Consider the following 19,064-nt stretch of genomic DNA (forward strand, 5'->3'; position numbering starts at 1 on the left):
CTTCTGGTACATCTTACTTCTGCAACAACATCATTGCTTCTACGTGTGAAGTCTGTGGGAACATATCCATCATACAGACATTCATGACACGATATCCATTTTCAACCAAATACTGCGCATCCCTTGCTAACGTAGAAGCATTGCAAGAAACATACAAGATTTGCTTTGGCTTAAGCCTTACCAAGGTCGGTAAGAACTCCAAAGCACCCGCTCGTGGTGGATCTAACAACGCTTTCGTTATTTTGGCTTTTTTTAAGTGATTCGGTGGCGGCAATGTTAAGTCCGCAGCCAGAAAGCTAGTATTACCCAACCCAGCCGCCGCGGCGTTCGCCTGCCCCATTTCCACCATACTCTCAATCGCTTCAACAGCAAGCACTTGTCCCGCTCTTTTGCCTAATGGAAGAGAAAAGTTTCCAGCGCCACAGAATAGGTCAAGCACAACATCATCCTGCGTTACATTGAGCCACGCCATTGCTTGCTCAACCATCGCATCATTGATTTGCGCATTCACTTGGATAAAGTCTTGTGGGTGAAAGTTCACTTTTAACCCATCAACTAAATAATGACGCGGCGCATCCACTTGCACTTTGGATTGGTCTGGCAACTGCCAATACACCTCTATGCCATTGGAGTTTGCCCATTCCACAAGTTGCGCTTTATCTGCTTCAGGAACATCTCGGGTTTGGCGCAGCACACAAGCTACGCCTGCATTATCCAGCAAAAGCTCAACATGACCAAGCTTAGCAACCAGAGAGCCTTGCAATATGTAAGACCTCAGATCCGCATAGGCTTTCTGTAGCGCTGGCACCAAAACCTGGCACTGCTCAATATCAACAATGGCATTAGAGGCCTTGGCTCGAAAGCCCATGCTCACTTGCTGATTTTTGGCAAACACCGAAAGACGAGCCCGACGTCGATAGCCAAACTCTTCGCCTTGTAACCTTGTGATTTGCTCTGGCAGTTCTAATTTGCGGAACTGATTACGTAACCATTCTGTTTTTAAATCACGCTGAGCGTCTATATCCATATGTTGCAGTTGGCAGCCACCGCATTGCTCAAAGTGTTTACAGCTAGGCGTTCTTCTGGAAGGACTGGTATGAATACGTTTCAAGGTGGTTGCTTGATTAAACTGGCGACCTTCTTTGGTAAGTCGTGCTTCCACTTGCTCACCAGTCATCGCACCTTCAACGAAGGTTACTTTACCTTGATCCCTAACCACGCCATGACCTTCATGGGTCATGCTTTCGATGGTAAAGGTTCGAATAGGAGAAGAGATAGGCTTGCCCTGATGCGCTTTAGGGCGGCGATTCGATCGGTTTTTCAAGATAACATCTCTATTCATGGTATAGAGCTCAAATAATACCTTATCTGAGCAATCCGACCTAGGGCAAGCAAACAAATAGAACTAGTTGAACACGCCGGTAGATAAGTATCGATCACCACGATCACAAATGATCACTACAATCGTTGCACCTTCAACCTGTTCCGACAAAGCTAAGGCAGCACTGACAGCACCACCAGAGGAAACCCCACAAAAGACCCCCTCCTCTTTGGCTAGGCGACGCATAACAACTTCCGCATCCTGTTGATCAACATCCATCACTCGATCTACACGAGAAGCATCGAAGATAGTGGGCAAATATTCTTGGGGCCAACGGCGTATACCAGGAATACTGCTCCCTTCAGAAGGTTGTAAACCGATGATTTCGACCCCTGGATTCTGCTCTTTCAAAAAACGAGAAATCCCCATAATAGTCCCCGTCGTCCCCATAGAGCTTACAAAATGAGTCACCTGCCCCTGTGTTTGCTGCCAAATTTCAGGTCCGGTTGATACATAGTGGGCGCTAGGGTTATCTTGGTTACCAAATTGATTGAGCACCTTTCCTTTGCCTGCAGCTTGCATCTCTTGCGCAAGATCGCGAGCGCGCTCCATACCTTCCTCTTTACTTACCAGATGAAGGATGGCGCCATACGCCGTCATCGCTGACTTTCTTTCTTGGCTCATGTTATCAGGCATAATCAGGTGCATTTCGTAACCTTTAATGGCGGCAGCCATTGCTAACGCGATCCCTGTATTACCACTAGTGGCTTCAATTAAACTGTCCCCAGGCTGTATATCGCCACGAGCTTCAGCCTGAGCAATCATGTTCAGAGCCGGACGATCTTTAACGGAGCCAGCTGGATTCTGCCCCTCTAGTTTCAATAATATTGTATTACTAGGGTTAGGATTGATACGCTGCAATTTAACAATCGGCGTATTGCCTATAATAGATTCAATAGTTGGGTATTCGATCATAAAGCTCAGGCACTTGAGATATTATATAAATTAATGGTTTACGCTTTTTTACCAGATCGTATTAGAATGCACATCAGATAGATAATAAAATACAAACTAGTTATAAATTTAAGCCATATTGTTGCACTAGGAGTGACAGACTATGCATAAACCTCTTTTACTTAGCGTAATGCTCGCAGCCGTAACTCTTTCGGGCTGTGACATGTTTGGTGGTCCTGCTGCGGACATCCCTGATGCTGAACTGCGTAAGAAATGGCGCGAGTGTAAAACCATCAGCAACCCATCACGTACTAAGGTTCTAGCATGTGAAAACTATGAGCGCGAATGCGAGCGCCGTAAAGGCAAAGGTAACATAGCTTGCTACTAAAGTTCTTGTAGAGAAATAGGAAATGAAAAATGCTCAATTCCGTTAGCTCACCTCTGCAAGCGTCTTTGTGGAAAGCCATTTTTCTTCCTGTACTGTTTGTTATTGGCATTACTTGCTTACTAATTTATCTAAGTGAAATCATAGATAGAAGGCATCAATTCGAGCATCTTAGCCAGTACCAAACCGAACAAATTGCTGATGCCAGTGAATATGCGCTTTTATTTAACGATCGCAATTTAATTCGCAATAATATACAAAGCCTGCTTCGTCAGACAGATATTGTTGGTGTTACCTACTTCAACAATCAAGGCAATATCATTGATAATGTTGGCCTTCCTCCTGACCTATCGCTGCCATTACCTACACTCGCCTCTCACCATTACACTCAGGCGAGTGACTACTACCTCTCAACAGCGCCGATTTATTATTCGAACACCAATCAGTCCAATAATTTCAATGACACACCTTTCAGCGAACCAAATAGCACCATTTTAGCGGATGCTATTGGCTTATCTACCCCACCTAAAAAAGAGCTACTCGGCTGGATTCAAGTCAGTTCAAGCACCCAACGACTGCAGCTTGAGAACATCAAAATAGCCGTCGCCAGCATTGGCTATTTTACCGTTTTATCGTTGCTTTCTGTTATAGCCTGCTGGTACTACACAAAACGCCTTGCCACTCCTTGGCTAACCATTTCAGAACGACTGCATCTAATTCAAAAAGGCGAGTTTGAAAAGGCTGACAGTCTTGACTTACCAGAGCATATGCAAGCAACAAATAGCGCCCTAGAACATATCACTGAGCGATTAAGAAACTATCGAACAGAACTAGAAAACGAAATCAATCAAATCACAAAAGAAACTCGTGAAAACGCCATTCTGCTTGAGGAAAAAAGCGCTCAACTGCACATAGCTAACCGTGAGGCAATGGAGTCCAATCGCCTAAAGACACAGTTTTTAGCCAATATTTCTCATGAAGTTCGAACACCTCTAAATGCAATCCTAGGTTATACAAACCTACTAAAAAAAGATGAGCTACATCCTCAGCAAAAGGGCTATGTGGAAACCATTGCTCAGTCAACTAATGATTTGCTAACCACCATCGGCAACATACTGGATTTCTCTAAAATCGAAGCTGGAAAAACTGTTGTACTTGAATCTGAGGATTTCAGCCTAAAAGATACTATAGACGATGTCCTACATTCACTGTCGTCTACTCTGACGAGCGACACAAAAGATATCGACCTCATCCCAAACTTCTCTGAAGAACTGCCAGACTGGGTCAAAGGTGATAAGACTCGACTTAGGCAAATCCTGAATAACTTAGTTGGCAATGCTATCAAGTTTACACAACAGGGCACTATCCGGGTAAACGTACAATGCAAAGCAATAACGCAGCATGAACTAGAAATTCATGTAGAAGTCGTTGACACCGGCTGCGGCATTGCCAACGACAAACTAGGACAACTCTTTAAGCCATTTTCCCAAGTAGACTCGAGCCATACACGTAGTTATGCTGGGACAGGTTTAGGTCTAGTGATCACAAAAAAACTCATCGAGCAAATGGGCGGCAGCATTAGCGTAAACAGTGAACTAGGCCGAGGCTCTAATTTTTTCTTCCATATAAAACTAGAACCTTCTTTAAAGAAAACCGAGACTCTCCCCCTTTTGGAAGAGAGATGGCTGGTTCTAGAACCTAATACGCGTTATCGAAGTCACCTCGAAAGCCTGTTCGCTCAGATTGCTCCTCACTCAGCCTTTAGCAGTACTGTGGAACAATTTATGGCGGAGCTACATGATCATGAATCAGAATACTTCGGCGTGATTCTGTCTATTGGAGATGACCAAGAGTCTGCCAAAGATGCAGCGGAATTAGCTAAGTACGTCTCAACACGCTTTGCACTGCCTTACTTCATTTTATGCAAGCCGCTGAGCTATCTTGCCCAATATGCTCAGCGTTTTGATCTAGAAAATGACATCATTCAAAAGCCTGTATCGAAAGCTTCACTGTACACGGCGCTTAGTAACCAAACAGAGCAAACACTACAAACCAAACCTTCTCAGCACCATGAAACGAGCCCTGACTATAATCATCTAAAGGGGTTACATGTGCTTGCCGTAGATGACACCCCAATTAACTTACAACTACTAGGCCATTGGCTAGACCCCCATGCCATACAACTGAGTTTGGCCTACTCAGGTGCCGAAGCTATTAAGATGGCTGAGCAGAACACTTATGATCTGATCCTAATGGACATTCAAATGCCCGAAATGGACGGCATGCAGACCACTCAACAACTTCGCAAACAGGCTGGCTATGAAGAGACTCCGATTATCGCTTTGACAGCACACGCACTTGCTGAAGAACAGCAATCTATTTTAGCCAGCGGCATGAATGCATACCTAACCAAGCCAATCAATGAAGAGACACTACTGAACACCTTAACAAAATGGTGTGCTACAAAGGTTAACTTGAGCCAACAAGTGGATGAGCAGTTAGCGGAAGTATTTGATGTAAACAAAGCATTAAACATGGCAGGAAACCGCCCACAAGCAGCCAAAGACCTCTTTGAAATGCTTATGCAGTCTCTACATGAAGACCAGCGCCTCTTGAACCACCACTTTGCTAATCAAGATTTAGAAAAGCTAATTGCCACAGTGCACCGCATCCATGGTGCAAGTAAGTACTCTGGAACGATTGAGTTAACTAAACACGCCAACTTTCTAGAAACCCACCTAAAAGAATTAGGATTTGATGAGGTAGAAGAGGTGTTTGAGGATTTTATGGCAGCGCTAGAGCGCCTTAAAAACCTACAATCTCTTATTCCTTGGCCTCAAGCGTCACAAACGCCAGAGCAAAATCTCGCTCATCCGACAGACTAAGGTGCCAGTTAGCGTCAAACTCCAGCCTCTGACTGATGGCCGCATCGACTTCTAGAGTCGGCTTTCCACTTGCAAGGTTTACAACTGTGAAATGCTGAAAGCTAACCCCTGAGCCAATCCCTGTTCCCAAGGCTTTTACTGCAGCCTCTTTTGCTGCAAAACGCTTAGCAACAAACGATGCGTGCTTCTCAGGATTGAGCTGATCGAGCTGTTGGCGCTCATGGGGGGTTAAGATACGGTTGATGAAACGCTCTCCCGTGCGCTCAATTGAGTTCGCAATTCTATTGATCTCAACAATATCCGTTCCAATACCTTTAATCATGTAACGTAACTAGACCTTATCCGAAAGTTTGAAAATAGGCACCTGCCATAAACGCTCGCCATCATAGGGACTTGCAGGCAGAAGAGATCGTGATTTTAATGGTTTTTCACCAAGCGCTAAATCCAGCCATGCCCGATGTAGCTCCTTGGCTAGAGTCAGTACGTATTTATTGTTCCAACTCCCGCTGGCATAAGCCATCGCTGCAGCGCCGTCCAGAAACACAATTGGCTTTACCTTAGGCTGTTCACCATAGTAGGGGCGAAGACCAAACTTATGATGCAATTGATAAAGCTGATTTGGCTCCAACACCTCACCTCGACTGGTGGCGGCCATATTCACTTGCACCCCAAGCTCCTCGAACAGTCCAAGCTCAAAGCGCCTTAACAAGGGTGCAATCGGCACATCCCCACCTAAATGGGAAATCAGCCATTGGTATAAAATAAACAGTGGTTCAAACGGCAAATTCACGGGCAACAATCGTTCAATCAACTCATGCACATAGAAAGCACTGTACAAAGCAGTGCCTGTAAGTTGTATCGATGCCCCAAGCGCCTCGGCAGAGCGAATCGTTTTCAATTCCGAACGACCAGATAACTCAAATTCTAGCAACAAAAAAGACCCGGGGGATACCCGAGCCTCTTTCGTTTTTTTACGCCATACCCCTCGTATTAAGCCCGCTTCACGAGTCAAAATGTCCACTAAGACTTTGTCATCTTGAAAGGGACGAGTATGTATTACGTAGCCTTGAACGCGCACGAATTAATCGTCTTGATAACCTAAACTGGCCAACGCTCGCTCATCATCAGACCAGCCAGAACGCACCTTAACCCATAAATTCAACATTACCTTCTGCTGGAACAAGTTCTCCATATCAATGCGAGATTCTTTTCCGATCAGTTTAATCTTGGCACCTTTATCACCAATGATGATGCGTTTTTGGCCGTCACGTTCGACTAAGATCAAAGCACTGATGTGAATAGTGCTACCTTCAAAAACAAACTCTTCGATTTGCACAGCAACTTCATAAGGCACTTCTTGGCCCAGCTGACGCGTAATCTTCTCACGCACAATTTCAGCAGCCAAAAAGCGCGAGCTACGATTGGTGATTTGATCTTCAGGGTAATACTGGACACCTTCAGGGATGTAGCTTTCAACTAGCGCTTCTAAACGGTCTAAGTTCTTATTACGCAACGCAGAGATCGGTACAATCTGTGAGAAATCCATTTTCTCTGAAAGTGACATCATGCGTGGTAGCAACTCATCCTTCTCTTCCAGTTTATCGACCTTATTTACCACCAAAACTACAGGACACTCTGCATGACGAACCTTTGCTAACACATTATCGTCTTCTTCGGTCCAACGCTCCGCATCGATCACAAACAGGACTACATCAACATCTTTTAGCGCTTGGTTAGCCGTTCGGTTCATATAACGGTTGATGGCTTTATCTTGCCCTTTATGCAGCCCAGGTGTGTCCACATAAATGGTTTGCATATGACCTTTGGTTTGCACACCTAAGATTTGATCGCGTGTCGTTTGCGGCTTACGCGATGTAATAGACAGTTTTTGACCAAGAATGTGGTTCATTAACGTTGATTTACCAACGTTAGGTCGACCAACAATGGCAACAAAGCCACAATGGGTAATTTCTTGGTAATCTTCTTCGTGATGCATTTAGTTTTTTTCCAACTGTTTAAGTGCTTTGGCAGCAGCATTTTGCTCGGCAATTCTCCGGCTACTCCCTTTGCCTTCGATTGGCGCATCGAATAATTCAATTTGGCAGTGTACAAAAAATGTCTGAGCATGCGGTTCACCAACGATATCCACCACTTCATATTGGGGAAGCGAATGCTTACGTGCTTGCAGAAACTCTTGCAGTCGCGTCTTAGCGTCTTTCGTTACCACTTTTAGAGACGTCGCATTTAAACGCTCTTTGTACCACTCCAGAATATGCTGTCGGCAAACATCCATACCTGCATCGAGGTAAATCGCTCCGATGATCCCTTCAACAGCATCAGCCAGAATAGAATCACGACGAAACCCACCGCTTTTAAGCTCACCAGCCCCAAGCTTAAGGAAATCCCCCAATTGGAATTCACGAGCTAACTCGGCCAAGGTGTCACCTTTCACAAGGGACGCGCGCAGTCGACTTAACTCGCCTTCTTTCGCTTTAGGAAAACGGTGAAACAAGTCCTCAGCGATCACATAATTTAAGATCGAATCGCCTAAAAACTCCAATCGTTCGTTGTTTTTTCCACCATAACTACGGTGTGTCAACGCTAACTCAAGCAACCCAAGGTCGGCGAAGAAGTACCCTATACGCCGACACAATTTGTCATAAAGAGAGCTCAAAATTTCTCCAAAATATTATTCAATTAAACCGTTATTCTTAAAGCTCGGGAGACTAAAGAACTCATCCCAATGCAGCCATACATAGAATGCTCGGCCTTTTAAGTTTTCTTCCGGAACAAAGCCCCAGACTCGGCTATCCGCACTATTATCGCGGTTATCGCCCATCACAAAATATTGACCTTCAGGTACCACCCAATCCCCTTCAAGAGGGTTACGTCGGTAACTTTTGTAAACTTCATGTGATACACCATCTAACTCTTCTTGAAATACCGCTACTGGTTCACGGCTTGGATTTAGAGAAACAGGTAGCTCAGCCAATAGCGACTCATCCATCAACTCCCCATTAATCATAAGTCGCTTGTTATGGTAGCTAATAACATCACCAGGCAAACCAATCATGCGTTTAATATAGTTCAAACTTGGGTTTTCAGGGTATTTAAAGACAACGACATCCCCACGCTTAGGCTCCGTCGTCGGGATTATGGTCGAGTTCAAAACTGGGAGACGAATGCCATAATCCATTTTATTCACTAAAATGAAGTCACCAATCTCAAGAGTCGGCAACATAGATCCAGATGGAATCTGAAACGGCTCCGCAACAAATGAACGCAAACCAAAGATTACTGCGATGATAACGAAGTAAGATTTGACCTCTAGCAACCATTTCGGCGTATCTGCAAGATTCTGCTTAACGTTTTTATCAAGGGCTGCTACTGCCTCTGGCGCCATTTGCGACAAAATGAATTTACGCTTTGGCGCATAAACCAATCTATCCACTAACCAAGCCGCTAGGGTAATCAAAAAGGCAATCGCTAGGATTAACTCGAAATCAAAATCCATACTTACTCTCCAAGTAAAAGAGCCGCACTGGATGCGGCCCTATCTTTCCGGCTTAGCTATCGACTTTAAGTACAGCTAAGAATGCACTTTGAGGCACTTCGACGTTACCGACTTGCTTCATGCGCTTTTTACCTTCTTTCTGCTTCTGCAGCAGTTTCTTCTTACGACTCACGTCACCACCGTAACATTTCGCTGTTACGTTTTTACGCAATGCTTTTACGGTAGTACGAGCAATCACTTTGGCACCCACGGCACCTTGGATAGCCACATCAAACATCTGACGCGGAATCAGGTCTTTCATCTTCTCACACAATGCACGACCTTTGGTTTGCACGTTGTCACGGTGCATGATCAGAGCCAACGCATCCACTCGCTCACTGTTGATCAAGATATCCAAGCGAACCAATGGCGCGGCTTCAAAGTGATGGAAAGAGTAATCCAACGAAGCAAAACCGCGGCTACAAGACTTAAGACGATCGAAGAAGTCCAATACCACCTCATTCATCGGCAAGTGGTAACGAAGCTGAACTTGGCTACCAACGTATTGCATGTCTTTTTGGATACCACGTTTCTCAACACACAGAGAAATGACGTTACCAAGGTAATCCTGCGGCACAAGAATATTTGCCTCTACGATTGGCTCACGCATTTCACGAACCGTACCTGGGTCTGGCATCTTCGATGGGCTATCAACGTTGATCACATCACCGCTATTTAGTTCCACTTCGTAAACTACCGTTGGCGCTGTGGTAATCAGATCAAGGTCGTATTCACGTTCCAAACGCTCTTGGATGATTTCCATGTGAAGCATCCCTAGGAAACCACAACGGAAACCAAAACCAAGGGCGTCAGATGTTTCTGGCTCGAAGAATAACGAAGCATCGTTAAGCGTTAGTTTATCTAACGCTTCACGGAAATCTTCGTAGTCATCAGAGCTCACTGGGAATAACCCTGCGTAAACCTGTGGTTTTACTTTTTGGAAACCAGATAACTGCGGCACATCAGGGGTTGCGATGTGCGTAATCGTGTCACCCACCGGCGCACCGTGGATATCTTTGATACCCGCAATGACATAACCTACTTCACCCGCCTTTAAGACACCGGTTTCTTTGCGCTTAGGCGTAAAGATACCAATGTTATCTACTGGGTAGGTTTGCTTAGTCGACTTGATGAAAATCTTATCTTTCTTGCGAAGTGTGCCCTGTTTAATACGCACTAGAGAGACAACGCCTAGGTAGTTGTCAAACCAAGAGTCGATGATCAATGCTTGTAAAGGCGCTTCAGTATCGCCCTCTGGTGGTGGGATCGTAGCAACAAGACGCTCTAGCACATCTTCTACACCCAAACCTGTTTTCGCTGAACAAGTCACCGCATCCGTGGCATCAATACCAATGATTTCTTCGATTTCTGCTGCAACACGAGTTGGCTCAGCTTGAGGTAAGTCGATTTTGTTCAAAACCGGCATAACCTCAAGGCCCTGTTCGATCGCTGTATAACAGTTCGCTACGGACTGAGCTTCCACACCCTGCGCGGCGTCAACTACCAACAATGCACCTTCACAAGCCGCAAGAGAACGTGACACTTCGTAAGAGAAGTCTACGTGTCCAGGTGTATCGATGAAGTTAAGTTGGTAGGTATTACCGTCCTCGGAATGGAAATCAAGCGTCACACTTTGTGCTTTGATAGTGATACCGCGCTCACGCTCGATATCCATCGAATCCAACACTTGGTTGGCCATTTCACGCTCAGACAGACCTTCACATTTTTGAATAAAACGGTCCGCCAAGGTCGACTTACCATGGTCAATGTGCGCGATAATACTAAAATTTCGGATGTGCTTAAGATTGTTCGACACTATAAACTCACACTTAAAAAGCGATTTGATATTAAGTAACTGTTGATAAGTCCACTACGGGGCAGGCAGAGCTCAAGTCTGATTCAGCGCTCAAACCAAGTAATAAATGACTTATAAACAGAACCTCAGGGTAAAATATGGCGCGCATTCTACCGAAATTAGGGGATAGACTCCATTTATTTCCGTTGTCGCGCACCATATCCTCGATTTTTACGTTAGGGCAACACAATCCCACGCTGCTTTAGAACACGTTCAACCGTATCGACAGTTGCTTGTGTATGGGCATCAATTTCTAGGTTGACCAAATCACCAGACTGCAGAATACCAAACGTCGTCAAACGCAAGGTTTCAGGAATCAGGGATACTTCGATCCAATCATCACCAATGGCACTGATAGTTAAGCTTGCTCCATTGAGTCCTACGTAGCCTTTATCAAACAAGTAACGTCGAGCGTCAACGTCAGGGTTTTCAAGGTCCACAGCAAAACGAATATGAAAACTTTCATCGATGCGTTCAATATGACGCACTGTCACCGTCGTCATAATGTGACCAGACATAACATGACCACCTACCTCATCGCCCATTCTAGCTGCTCGCTCGAAGTTGACTTTAACGCCCGGCTTTAAGCGACCAATATTGGTCAGATTTAAAGTCGTATCAATGACATCAAACGTTAAGATATCCCCTTCTATTTTCGCAACAGTCAGACATACACCGTTAATCGCAACACTTGCACCCAGTTGCTGCTGCAGCATCATACCTTGAGGAAACTTCACTTCTAGAATGAGGTTTCGACCATTCTCTTGACAGGAAACAACTTCCGCCATACCTTGGACTATGCCAGTAAACATTTTCGGTCCTCTATCTGTTCTTTAATTAGGTTGTAGACATGCTACAACAGCGTTCGGCTTGAGGATTGAAGAATTAATATACTAAACCGCCTCAACGCCTATATATCAAGGCATTGAGAGAGTTATCACACCACCTCTACATGGGTTATCCACAAGCATCGGGGATAAGCCTCTTTTTCATGCGACATATAGTAGACAAGTTTATGCGTCCACAAGCGTTGTTCTTCAAGTTTATATTGGTCTCTGTTTTAGTTGTAGCTAAAGCTCAGGCTACGACCAGTACTTATCAACCTTTCATGTGGCAAGTGCAAAATCAAGGCGCGACAGTTTATTTAGTAGGATCTATTCACGCCCTGACACCCGACTTCTACCCTTTGCCAGCAGCTTACGAAAAAGCCTTCCAAAGCGCCGATCGATTAGCCGTTGAATTAGACCCAGAACAACTGGATCCCAACCAATCTGCCCGCTTAGTTCAATCAAAAATGTGGCTACCAAAAGGTGTCACCATCGACCGCTACCTAGATGACAAAAGACTGACTGCATTACAACAATTCGCGAAAGCCAACCAGTCTGACTACGAACGCATGTTACATATAAGACCTTGGATGCTAGTGGAGCAGTTGACCCAAGTTCAACTGAAAGATTCAGACTATCAAGCCGAGTACGGCATTGATCTACACTTTTTGAAACTAGCAAAGCAGAAGGGACTTCCTGTTTTGGAGATAGAAACCCTTTCTCAACAAATCAGTGCAATTGCAGATACGCCATTTCAAGCACAGCTTACCATGCTAGAAACCAGCCTAGATCAAATGGACGATGAAGATTACATGGCTAAAATGACCGAGTATTGGCGTCAGGCTGATCCAGATGGTCTATATCAATTTGTCTATCAAGACGTACTCGACAACCCAAAACTAAAGCCCATGATGGAAGCCCTGCTTGACCATCGCAATCAACGCATGGCGGATGTTATCAGTATATACCTTGGGCAATCACCTAACCGCTCTCAAACAACCTTTGTTGTAGTCGGTGCTTTACACCTAAGCGGCCCGAAAAGCATCATCAAAGAGCTTGAGCAAAAAGGCTTTTACCCAAGGCCAATGTTTCAAGACAAAAACCTACAAAAACAATAAAAGCCCTATCAAAGAGCTTTTATTAGAAAACGGCTGATATAAAACAATGGATCAAGCGCTAGTAGTGTGCTCCAGCTTGTCAACCATTTCTTGGGTAACCAAAACAATCCCATCATCATTTCGATAGAAACGCTTTGCATCCGCAACAGGATCTTCACCGATAATAGTATTAGGCGGAATTTTCGTATCAGAGTCCACAACAACGTTCGTCAGCTGGCAATGTCTGCCAATATCGCATCGTGGCAAAATGACGCACTTTTTAACATGAGAATACGAGTTCACTCGGACATTATTAAACAAAATAGATTGCTCAACCGTTGAGCCTGAGACAATGCAACCAGCCGACACAACCGAATTTAAAGCCGTACCAATACGCTCTTCATAGTTGTAGTTAAATTTCGCCGCAGGGCGCTGATAATGCGTCGTACGAATAGGCCAAGACTCATCGTATAAGTCTAATTCTGGTACCAGTTTGGTTAAGTCCATATTGGACTCCCAGTACGCAGTCAAAGTCCCCACATCACGCCAATAAGGTTTATCGGGGTAACTATCATTAGGGATACAACTGTTAGCAAAATGGTGGGCTTTTATCTTTGAGCGCCCAACAAACATAGGAATAAGGTCTTTACCAAAGTCATGACTTGAATCACAATCTTGTGCATCGTTCATGAGGTTTTCTCTCAAGAACTTCGTGCTAAAAATGTAGATCCCCATGCTCGCAAGAGAGACGTTTGGATTGCCGGGCATGGTCGGTGGATTGGAAGGCTTTTCTTCGAAGGCAATGATATTATCATTTTCATCGACATGCATTATGCCAAATTGGTCCGCTTCTTTGACCGGTACTTCAATGCAAGCCACCGTCACATCCGCTTGATTTTCAATGTGTTCCTTGAGCATCACACTGTAATCCTGACGGTAAACGTGGTCACCCGCTAAAATTAATATGTACTCGCTGTTTAGCTCATCGATCATTTTAAAATTCTGATAGACAGCATCAGCCGTACCACGATACCAGTCTTCTCCTGTTTGCTGTTGTGCAGGCCATAACTCTATGAATTCATTGAAATCAGAGCGCAAAAAGTTCCAGCCGCGCTGAACATGTTGATTCAAAGTGTGAGATCGGTATTGCGTGAGGACCGCAATTTTTCTCATCCCTGAGTTGATGCAATTGGAAAGCGGAAAATCGATTATTTTATACTTACCAGCAATAGGAACAGCTGGCTTCGAACGGTGGTTAGTGAGATGTTTCAGTCGTGACCCCCGACCTCCCGCTAAAATAAGCGAGAGAGTACTCATACGCGCGGCATTCAAATCCATATATCACCCTTACTTTTTTTATCCAAGCCTCACACTATATTAGGCATTTATTAGGTATACTCTGGTCATATTACTAAATCAATACGAAAACTAAATTATGAAAGTCCTATTTGCTTCATCTGAGATTCACCCTTTAATTAAAACTGGCGGACTTGCAGATGTTGCAGGTGCACTTCCAATTGCTTTAAGAGCAAAAAACATCGATGTTAAGCTGATCATGCCAGCTTACAGTGGCATTTTAGAAAAGTTACCACCTGTACAAAGCCGCCGCAATTTAGGCAACCCATTTTCGGTTGGTGATTTAATTCTTTTAGAAACCCATTTACCAGATAGCGACACTCCTATTTATCTCGTTCAATGCCAAAGCTTATTTGAGCGTGAAGGAGGCCCCTACCTCGACTCTCACGGCAACGATTTTGCTGATAATGACATCCGCTTTGCTGCATTCTCTTGGGTGTGCGCGATGATCACTCAGTATGGACACTTGATCGACTGGCAACCTGACATTCTGCACTTGAACGATTGGCAAACAGGTTTTGCTGCAGCCTACCTTGCTGCTTGGCGCCTAGAACACCCTCCTGTCGTAACCACCGTCCATAACCTTCGCTACAACGGCAGCTTTCCGATTGAACAGTTTGATCGTGTTCGACTGCCACATGATTTATTGAACCTACATGGTATGGAGTTTTATGGGCGCTACTCTGCCTTGAAAGCCGGCCTCGTATATGCCGACGCCATCACAACAGTCAGTCCGACTTATGCCAATGAAATCCTAACTCCTACTTATGGCGATGGCTTAGATGGCACACTTAAAGCAGTTCGACACAAACTCTTCGGCGTGTTAAATGGCGTGGATTATAACGAATGGTCTCCTAGCATTGATCCATACATTCATACTCACTATGACCTTCACAGCATTGACCAAAAGCTTTACAACAAACTAGCGCTGCAACGTGAAAACGGCCTTCCTGAGAGCCCTGAGGCTCCGGTATTTGGCGTGGTAAGCCGTCTAACCGAGCAAAAAGGATTAGACCTCATTCCCGATGCTATTGAGTCTGCTCTAGAAAAGGGTGCAATGTTCATTTTGCTTGGTTCTGGTGACAAAGTACTAGAACAACAGTATTTAGCTTTACAAGAACGATACCCTGATCAAGTCAGCATAAGAATTGGCTACGATGAAGCCTATTCTCATCGACTCCAGGCTGGTATCGACATGCTGTTGATTCCGTCTCGATTTGAACCCTGCGGACTCACCCAGCTGTACGCTTTAAAATATGGAACCCTGCCAATTGTTCGCAGCACCGGCGGACTTGCTGACACTGTATTTGAGGAAGGCCAGCATGCGAATGGGTTTGTATTTCAACATGCCAACACCGAAGATTTGAAATCTGCTATTGAACGCTCACTAGTCGCTTTCAATGACCTTGAAGGATGGCGCATTAAACAGATTCAAGCCATGTCACAAGATCATAGCTGGGATCGCGCCACAGCGACTTGGATTAACCTATACCAATCGCTATTAAACGCCTAAAATGAAAAAGGCCGCTATACGGATAGCGGCCTTAAAACATGATCTAAATAATCGAAAATCACTTAAAGTTTGCTTGGTCCTTCGCGCCACTCCGTTAGTGCATCCATCAGCACATCCTGAGGTACACTTTCATCGACTAACTCACGCAGTGCAATGGCTATCTTGCTCTTCAATTCAGGCGTATTGCATGGAGATTCTTTAGAGATAGTTAAAAATAACCCTTCACTGCTAATGGCTGGCTCAACCGCCGATACAACATTCTCAAGTCCCATTTTTTGAACATAGGCAGCGCCAGGGTTTTTCTCGTACAGCACAAAGTCCGCACGACCTGCTCCTAGCATTGACAAGGCTTGCTCTAGGCTAGCCACGGTTAACAAATTCAAATTCTGCTTGGCATAAGCATCGAACTCTTGACCAAAGCTATTATTAATGACGGTGACTCCCCAGCGCCCCTTTAAATCCGGCCAAGAACTGTAGTGAAATTTTGCCACTGCTGACTGCCACACAACGCTTTTTGTAAACATCATGGCAGGAGAAAAATACTCCATATAATCTGCGCGCTCAGAGGTATAAAAAGCCCCTGCCATCAAATCAACTCGACCACTTCGCACTTCTTGCTGGGAGCGAGACCAAGGCCCAACATAAACCGTCTCAATAGGTATCTGTATTTTCTTACTTAACTCGGACATGAGATTGGCCACAGCGCCATGTAGCAATGAGCTATTCTCCACCTGCCAGAGAAAAGGTGGGTATTCAGGATTACCGGTTGCCCTAAGGGAAGTGCAACTTGCGCTATCTTCCGTTGCGGCGAAAGCATGAGAGCCAAACAGAGCTCCTAACACCAACGCTGGTGCCAAACTTTTTGTTATAGTGCCTTTTATAGTTAAAAATCGAGTCATTGTAAGCACTTCACTACTTCGCTAGTCATTTTAAAGCTACGCCACCACTCTTCTAAAGCGTGGCGCAATGCACACAGAAAACCATATATATCAGCGAATTACAAATCTGAATTCGATCCAAGTGTTCAACTTTAAAATGGCCAGATACATGAAGTGCTCGATCTAGGCTGAGTCCCCTCTATAAATGCCAGCTCAACTTTTTCATCACATCGGTCTGCTGCGATTTCAAACTCATCTTTTGTTACTTGGTAGTAAGCCGCACCAGAAGGCAATGCTTTAGGCAATGACTGCTGCGGAAGGGCTTTAGCGAAATCAATCCAAACCCATTGCGCCCCGGAGCTGCCAGTAATATTCATTGGGGCATTATCGTCTTGCCCAAGCCATACGGTACTTAAATAATCCCCCGTAATAGCGACAAACCAACTATCCCTCTGGTCATTCGTCGTTCCCGTTTTGGCCGCGAATCGAAGCCCCGGAAGCTGAGCTTGAGCGGCCCTCGCTGTGCCAATTTCAGGGGACTTAGTCATCCCAGCTAAAGTGACCGCCAAAGCTTCTTTGGTAAACGGAACAGAGCTGGATTGATCAAAACGCTTCAGCACCTTACCACTTTGGTCCATCACAGATAAAACCACCCCTAACTCCGCGCTTTGGCCTGTTGAGGCTAACGGTTGATACAGTCTTGCCACCTCAAATGGGGATAGCTCTAGTGAACCTAGCGCAACAGACGGATACATGGTAAATGGCCTTTTCACACCTAAGTCTTTAAGTGTTTGCGCCACTCGGTCAAAGCCAAGCTGACTCGCTAGATCAATCGTTGCCAAGTTGTAGGATTTGGCCAACGCTTCATACATAGGCACTTCACCATGACTTGTGCGGCTGTAGTTTTGCGGCTGCCATAAAGTGCTCCCTACCTTGAACTGCTGCGGTGCATCCTCCAATCGATCCCACCATGTGAAGCGACCTGTTGCAATCGCCGTTAAATATATTGAAGGCTTCACCAATGAGCCAATGGGTCGAACCGCTCCCAAAGCGCGATTAAAGCCGCTGTAGAGTTTATCGGAAGACCCTACCACCGCACGAACCTGCCCCGACAAGCGATCCGTCACCACCATTGCCCCTTGTAGGCCACGTAGCTCGGTCTTCTGCTGTTCTAAAGCACTAACGCGTCCTTGCATGGCTGCCAGCGCATTTTTTTGTGCTCGAATATCAAGGCCGGTATAAATTTTTAAATTCTCAGTCGCCAACGCTGAAGCGTCAAAATCTCGCTCTAACTGCATGGACACCAAATCCAAGTAGTCACCAAAGACCGAACGGCGTTTGCCTTCTTTGGTCACTCGCAATGGCAGCTGTTTTAGCGCGTTTGCATTGCCTTGCGTTAATCGTCCTTGTTCATACAACAAATCAAGCACCACATTTCGTCGCTGCTTAGCTCTTTCGGGATGTCGACGTGGATTATAAATCGAAGGACCTTTCACCATTCCCACTAGCAATGCTTGCTCAGCAAGGTTTAGCTCTCCTAGCGGTCGCCCATAAAAATACTCACTGGCTGCGGCAAAGCCGTGCAATGCACTACTGCCCTCTTGAGCCAAATACACCTCATTAATGTAAGCAGTGATGATGTCTTCTTTGCTATAACGGTACTCAAGTAGCAACGCCATAAATACTTCTGTAATTTTTCTGGAATAGGTCCTGTCTGACGTCAGAAACATATTCTTGATCAACTGTTGCGTTAGCGTTGAACCGCCTTGACGCCGACTCCCAGAGCTCAGGTTGACCCAGGCCGCCCGCGCAATACCGGTAAAAGAGATGCCAAAATGAGAAAAAAACTCTCGGTCTTCAGTAATGGTCAAAATATCAATCAGACTTTTCGGGATCTCTTCAAACACCAGTATGTCCCGGTTTTCAGTGTTACCGCCGTACAAGTAACCGACCTTTTGCGGCTCAAGTGTGGCGGTACGATAGCGTTTACCTGAAACATCTTGAATCTGTAGTGTGCCATTAGCAAAGGAGAATATACGCCTTGAGGCTGGGTGATACCCCGTATGGTCCATATAATCACGAAGATGAGCGCTGACCTTGGTTTGACTTCTAGCTGCCCAACCTATTTTCTGGCTGTTCTTTCCGAAGCGATAACCATAATCCATCAATACTTGTTCAAGATCTTGTTTGCGCCACGGGGCTCCGTCTAACAACACCAGCGGAGCACTGTACACTTCAGAAGGTACTTGCCATTTCTGCCCTTCAAAGCGCGCCACAACTTGTTTATCTAACCACCAAATCCAAACGGCGAAAGGGATACTCGCTAATATCACTAGTAGCAATAGCCATTTACTCAACCGCTTTAGAAACGAGGGCTTTTTCCCTTTGTTTTTACGTTGAGTAGAGGCGCTTTTGGAAGTTTTTGAGGAGGCTTTTTTAG

Annotated in this window: 16 protein-coding genes; 4 read left to right on the top strand and 12 right to left on the bottom strand. The window is 45.1% G+C overall.

The window, feature by feature from the left end:
* Window positions 1-13: 13 nt before the first annotated feature.
* Together rlmD and cysM are read right to left on the bottom strand one after the other, a co-directional pair.
* Window positions 14-1,324 (bottom strand): 23S rRNA (uracil(1939)-C(5))-methyltransferase RlmD, encoded by a 1,311-nt coding sequence (rlmD, locus tag C8D85_RS11850; protein WP_244937009.1) that lies wholly within the window; start codon window positions 1,322-1,324, stop codon window positions 14-16.
* An 81-nt stretch (window positions 1,325-1,405) separates the two neighbouring features.
* On the bottom strand, window positions 1,406-2,296 hold the full coding sequence (gene cysM / locus C8D85_RS11855; RefSeq protein ID WP_133562980.1) for a cysteine synthase CysM: 891 nt from the start codon (window positions 2,294-2,296) through the stop codon (window positions 1,406-1,408).
* A gap of 142 nt (window positions 2,297-2,438) precedes the next feature.
* Here cysM and C8D85_RS11860 point away from each other — a divergent pair, with 142 nt between their 5' ends.
* Together C8D85_RS11860 and C8D85_RS11865 are read left to right on the top strand one after the other, a co-directional pair.
* Entirely contained in the window at window positions 2,439-2,663 is a 225-nt protein-coding gene (locus C8D85_RS11860; protein WP_133562983.1) for a hypothetical protein, read from the top strand.
* A 29-nt stretch (window positions 2,664-2,692) separates the two neighbouring features.
* Window positions 2,693-5,545: an ATP-binding protein gene (locus C8D85_RS11865; RefSeq protein ID WP_133562984.1), complete on the top strand. Its 2,853-nt coding sequence runs from the start codon at window positions 2,693-2,695 to the stop codon at window positions 5,543-5,545.
* Here the strand turns inward: C8D85_RS11865 and acpS are convergent.
* The 7 genes from acpS to C8D85_RS11900 all read right to left on the bottom strand — a co-directional run bounded on the left by acpS (window position 5,484) and on the right by C8D85_RS11900 (window position 11,765).
* Window positions 5,484-5,867, bottom strand: coding sequence for a holo-ACP synthase (gene acpS / locus C8D85_RS11870; protein ID WP_133562986.1), 384 nt, complete (start codon window positions 5,865-5,867; stop codon window positions 5,484-5,486). The genes C8D85_RS11865 and acpS overlap by 62 nt on opposite strands.
* Before the next feature lie 9 nt (window positions 5,868-5,876).
* Window positions 5,877-6,623 carry a DNA repair protein RecO gene (recO, locus tag C8D85_RS11875; protein WP_133562989.1) on the bottom strand — a complete coding sequence of 249 codons (747 nt, stop codon included), beginning with the start codon at window positions 6,621-6,623 and terminating at the stop codon, window positions 5,877-5,879.
* 3 nt (window positions 6,624-6,626) lie between these two features.
* Entirely contained in the window at window positions 6,627-7,541 is a 915-nt protein-coding gene (era, locus tag C8D85_RS11880; RefSeq protein WP_133562991.1) for a GTPase Era, read from the bottom strand.
* Complete coding sequence (rnc, locus tag C8D85_RS11885) at window positions 7,542-8,219, bottom strand: ribonuclease III (protein ID WP_133562993.1); 678 nt, start codon at window positions 8,217-8,219, stop codon at window positions 7,542-7,544.
* 15 nt (window positions 8,220-8,234) lie between these two features.
* The gene (gene lepB, locus C8D85_RS11890; RefSeq protein WP_133562995.1) at window positions 8,235-9,059 is read right to left on the bottom strand and encodes a signal peptidase I; all 825 of its coding nucleotides are present in this window, start codon (window positions 9,057-9,059) and stop codon (window positions 8,235-8,237) included.
* A gap of 52 nt (window positions 9,060-9,111) precedes the next feature.
* Window positions 9,112-10,917: a translation elongation factor 4 gene (gene lepA, locus C8D85_RS11895; RefSeq protein ID WP_133562997.1), complete on the bottom strand. Its 1,806-nt coding sequence runs from the start codon at window positions 10,915-10,917 to the stop codon at window positions 9,112-9,114.
* Window positions 10,918-11,129: 212 nt separating this feature from the next.
* A complete protein-coding gene (locus C8D85_RS11900) occupies window positions 11,130-11,765 on the bottom strand; it encodes a riboflavin synthase subunit alpha (RefSeq protein WP_133562999.1) in 636 nt (211 codons plus the stop codon).
* Window positions 11,766-11,944: 179 nt separating this feature from the next.
* Between C8D85_RS11900 and C8D85_RS11905 the strand changes: the two genes are divergently transcribed.
* On the top strand, window positions 11,945-12,898 hold the full coding sequence (locus C8D85_RS11905; protein WP_162847581.1) for a TraB/GumN family protein: 954 nt from the start codon (window positions 11,945-11,947) through the stop codon (window positions 12,896-12,898).
* 51 nt (window positions 12,899-12,949) lie between these two features.
* On the opposite strand, the gene glgC is transcribed toward C8D85_RS11905, so the two are convergent.
* Window positions 12,950-14,215: a glucose-1-phosphate adenylyltransferase gene (gene glgC / locus C8D85_RS11910; RefSeq protein ID WP_133563003.1), complete on the bottom strand. Its 1,266-nt coding sequence runs from the start codon at window positions 14,213-14,215 to the stop codon at window positions 12,950-12,952.
* A gap of 97 nt (window positions 14,216-14,312) precedes the next feature.
* On the opposite strand from glgC, the gene glgA reads away from it, so the two are divergent.
* Entirely contained in the window at window positions 14,313-15,746 is a 1,434-nt protein-coding gene (gene glgA, locus C8D85_RS11915; RefSeq protein WP_133563005.1) for a glycogen synthase GlgA, read from the top strand.
* A 62-nt stretch (window positions 15,747-15,808) separates the two neighbouring features.
* Here the strand turns inward: glgA and C8D85_RS11920 are convergent, their stop codons facing one another.
* Both C8D85_RS11920 and mrcB read right to left on the bottom strand, forming a co-directional pair.
* On the bottom strand, window positions 15,809-16,645 hold the full coding sequence (locus C8D85_RS11920; RefSeq protein WP_133563007.1) for a substrate-binding periplasmic protein: 837 nt from the start codon (window positions 16,643-16,645) through the stop codon (window positions 15,809-15,811).
* A gap of 131 nt (window positions 16,646-16,776) precedes the next feature.
* Window positions 16,777-18,981, bottom strand: a complete 2,205-nt coding sequence (gene mrcB / locus C8D85_RS11925; RefSeq protein WP_244937010.1) for a penicillin-binding protein 1B — start codon at window positions 18,979-18,981, stop codon at window positions 16,777-16,779.
* Window positions 18,982-19,064 lie beyond the last annotated feature (83 nt).

The organism is Marinomonas communis, assembly GCF_004363305.1.
Lineage (GTDB): Bacteria > Pseudomonadota > Gammaproteobacteria > Pseudomonadales > Marinomonadaceae > Marinomonas > Marinomonas communis.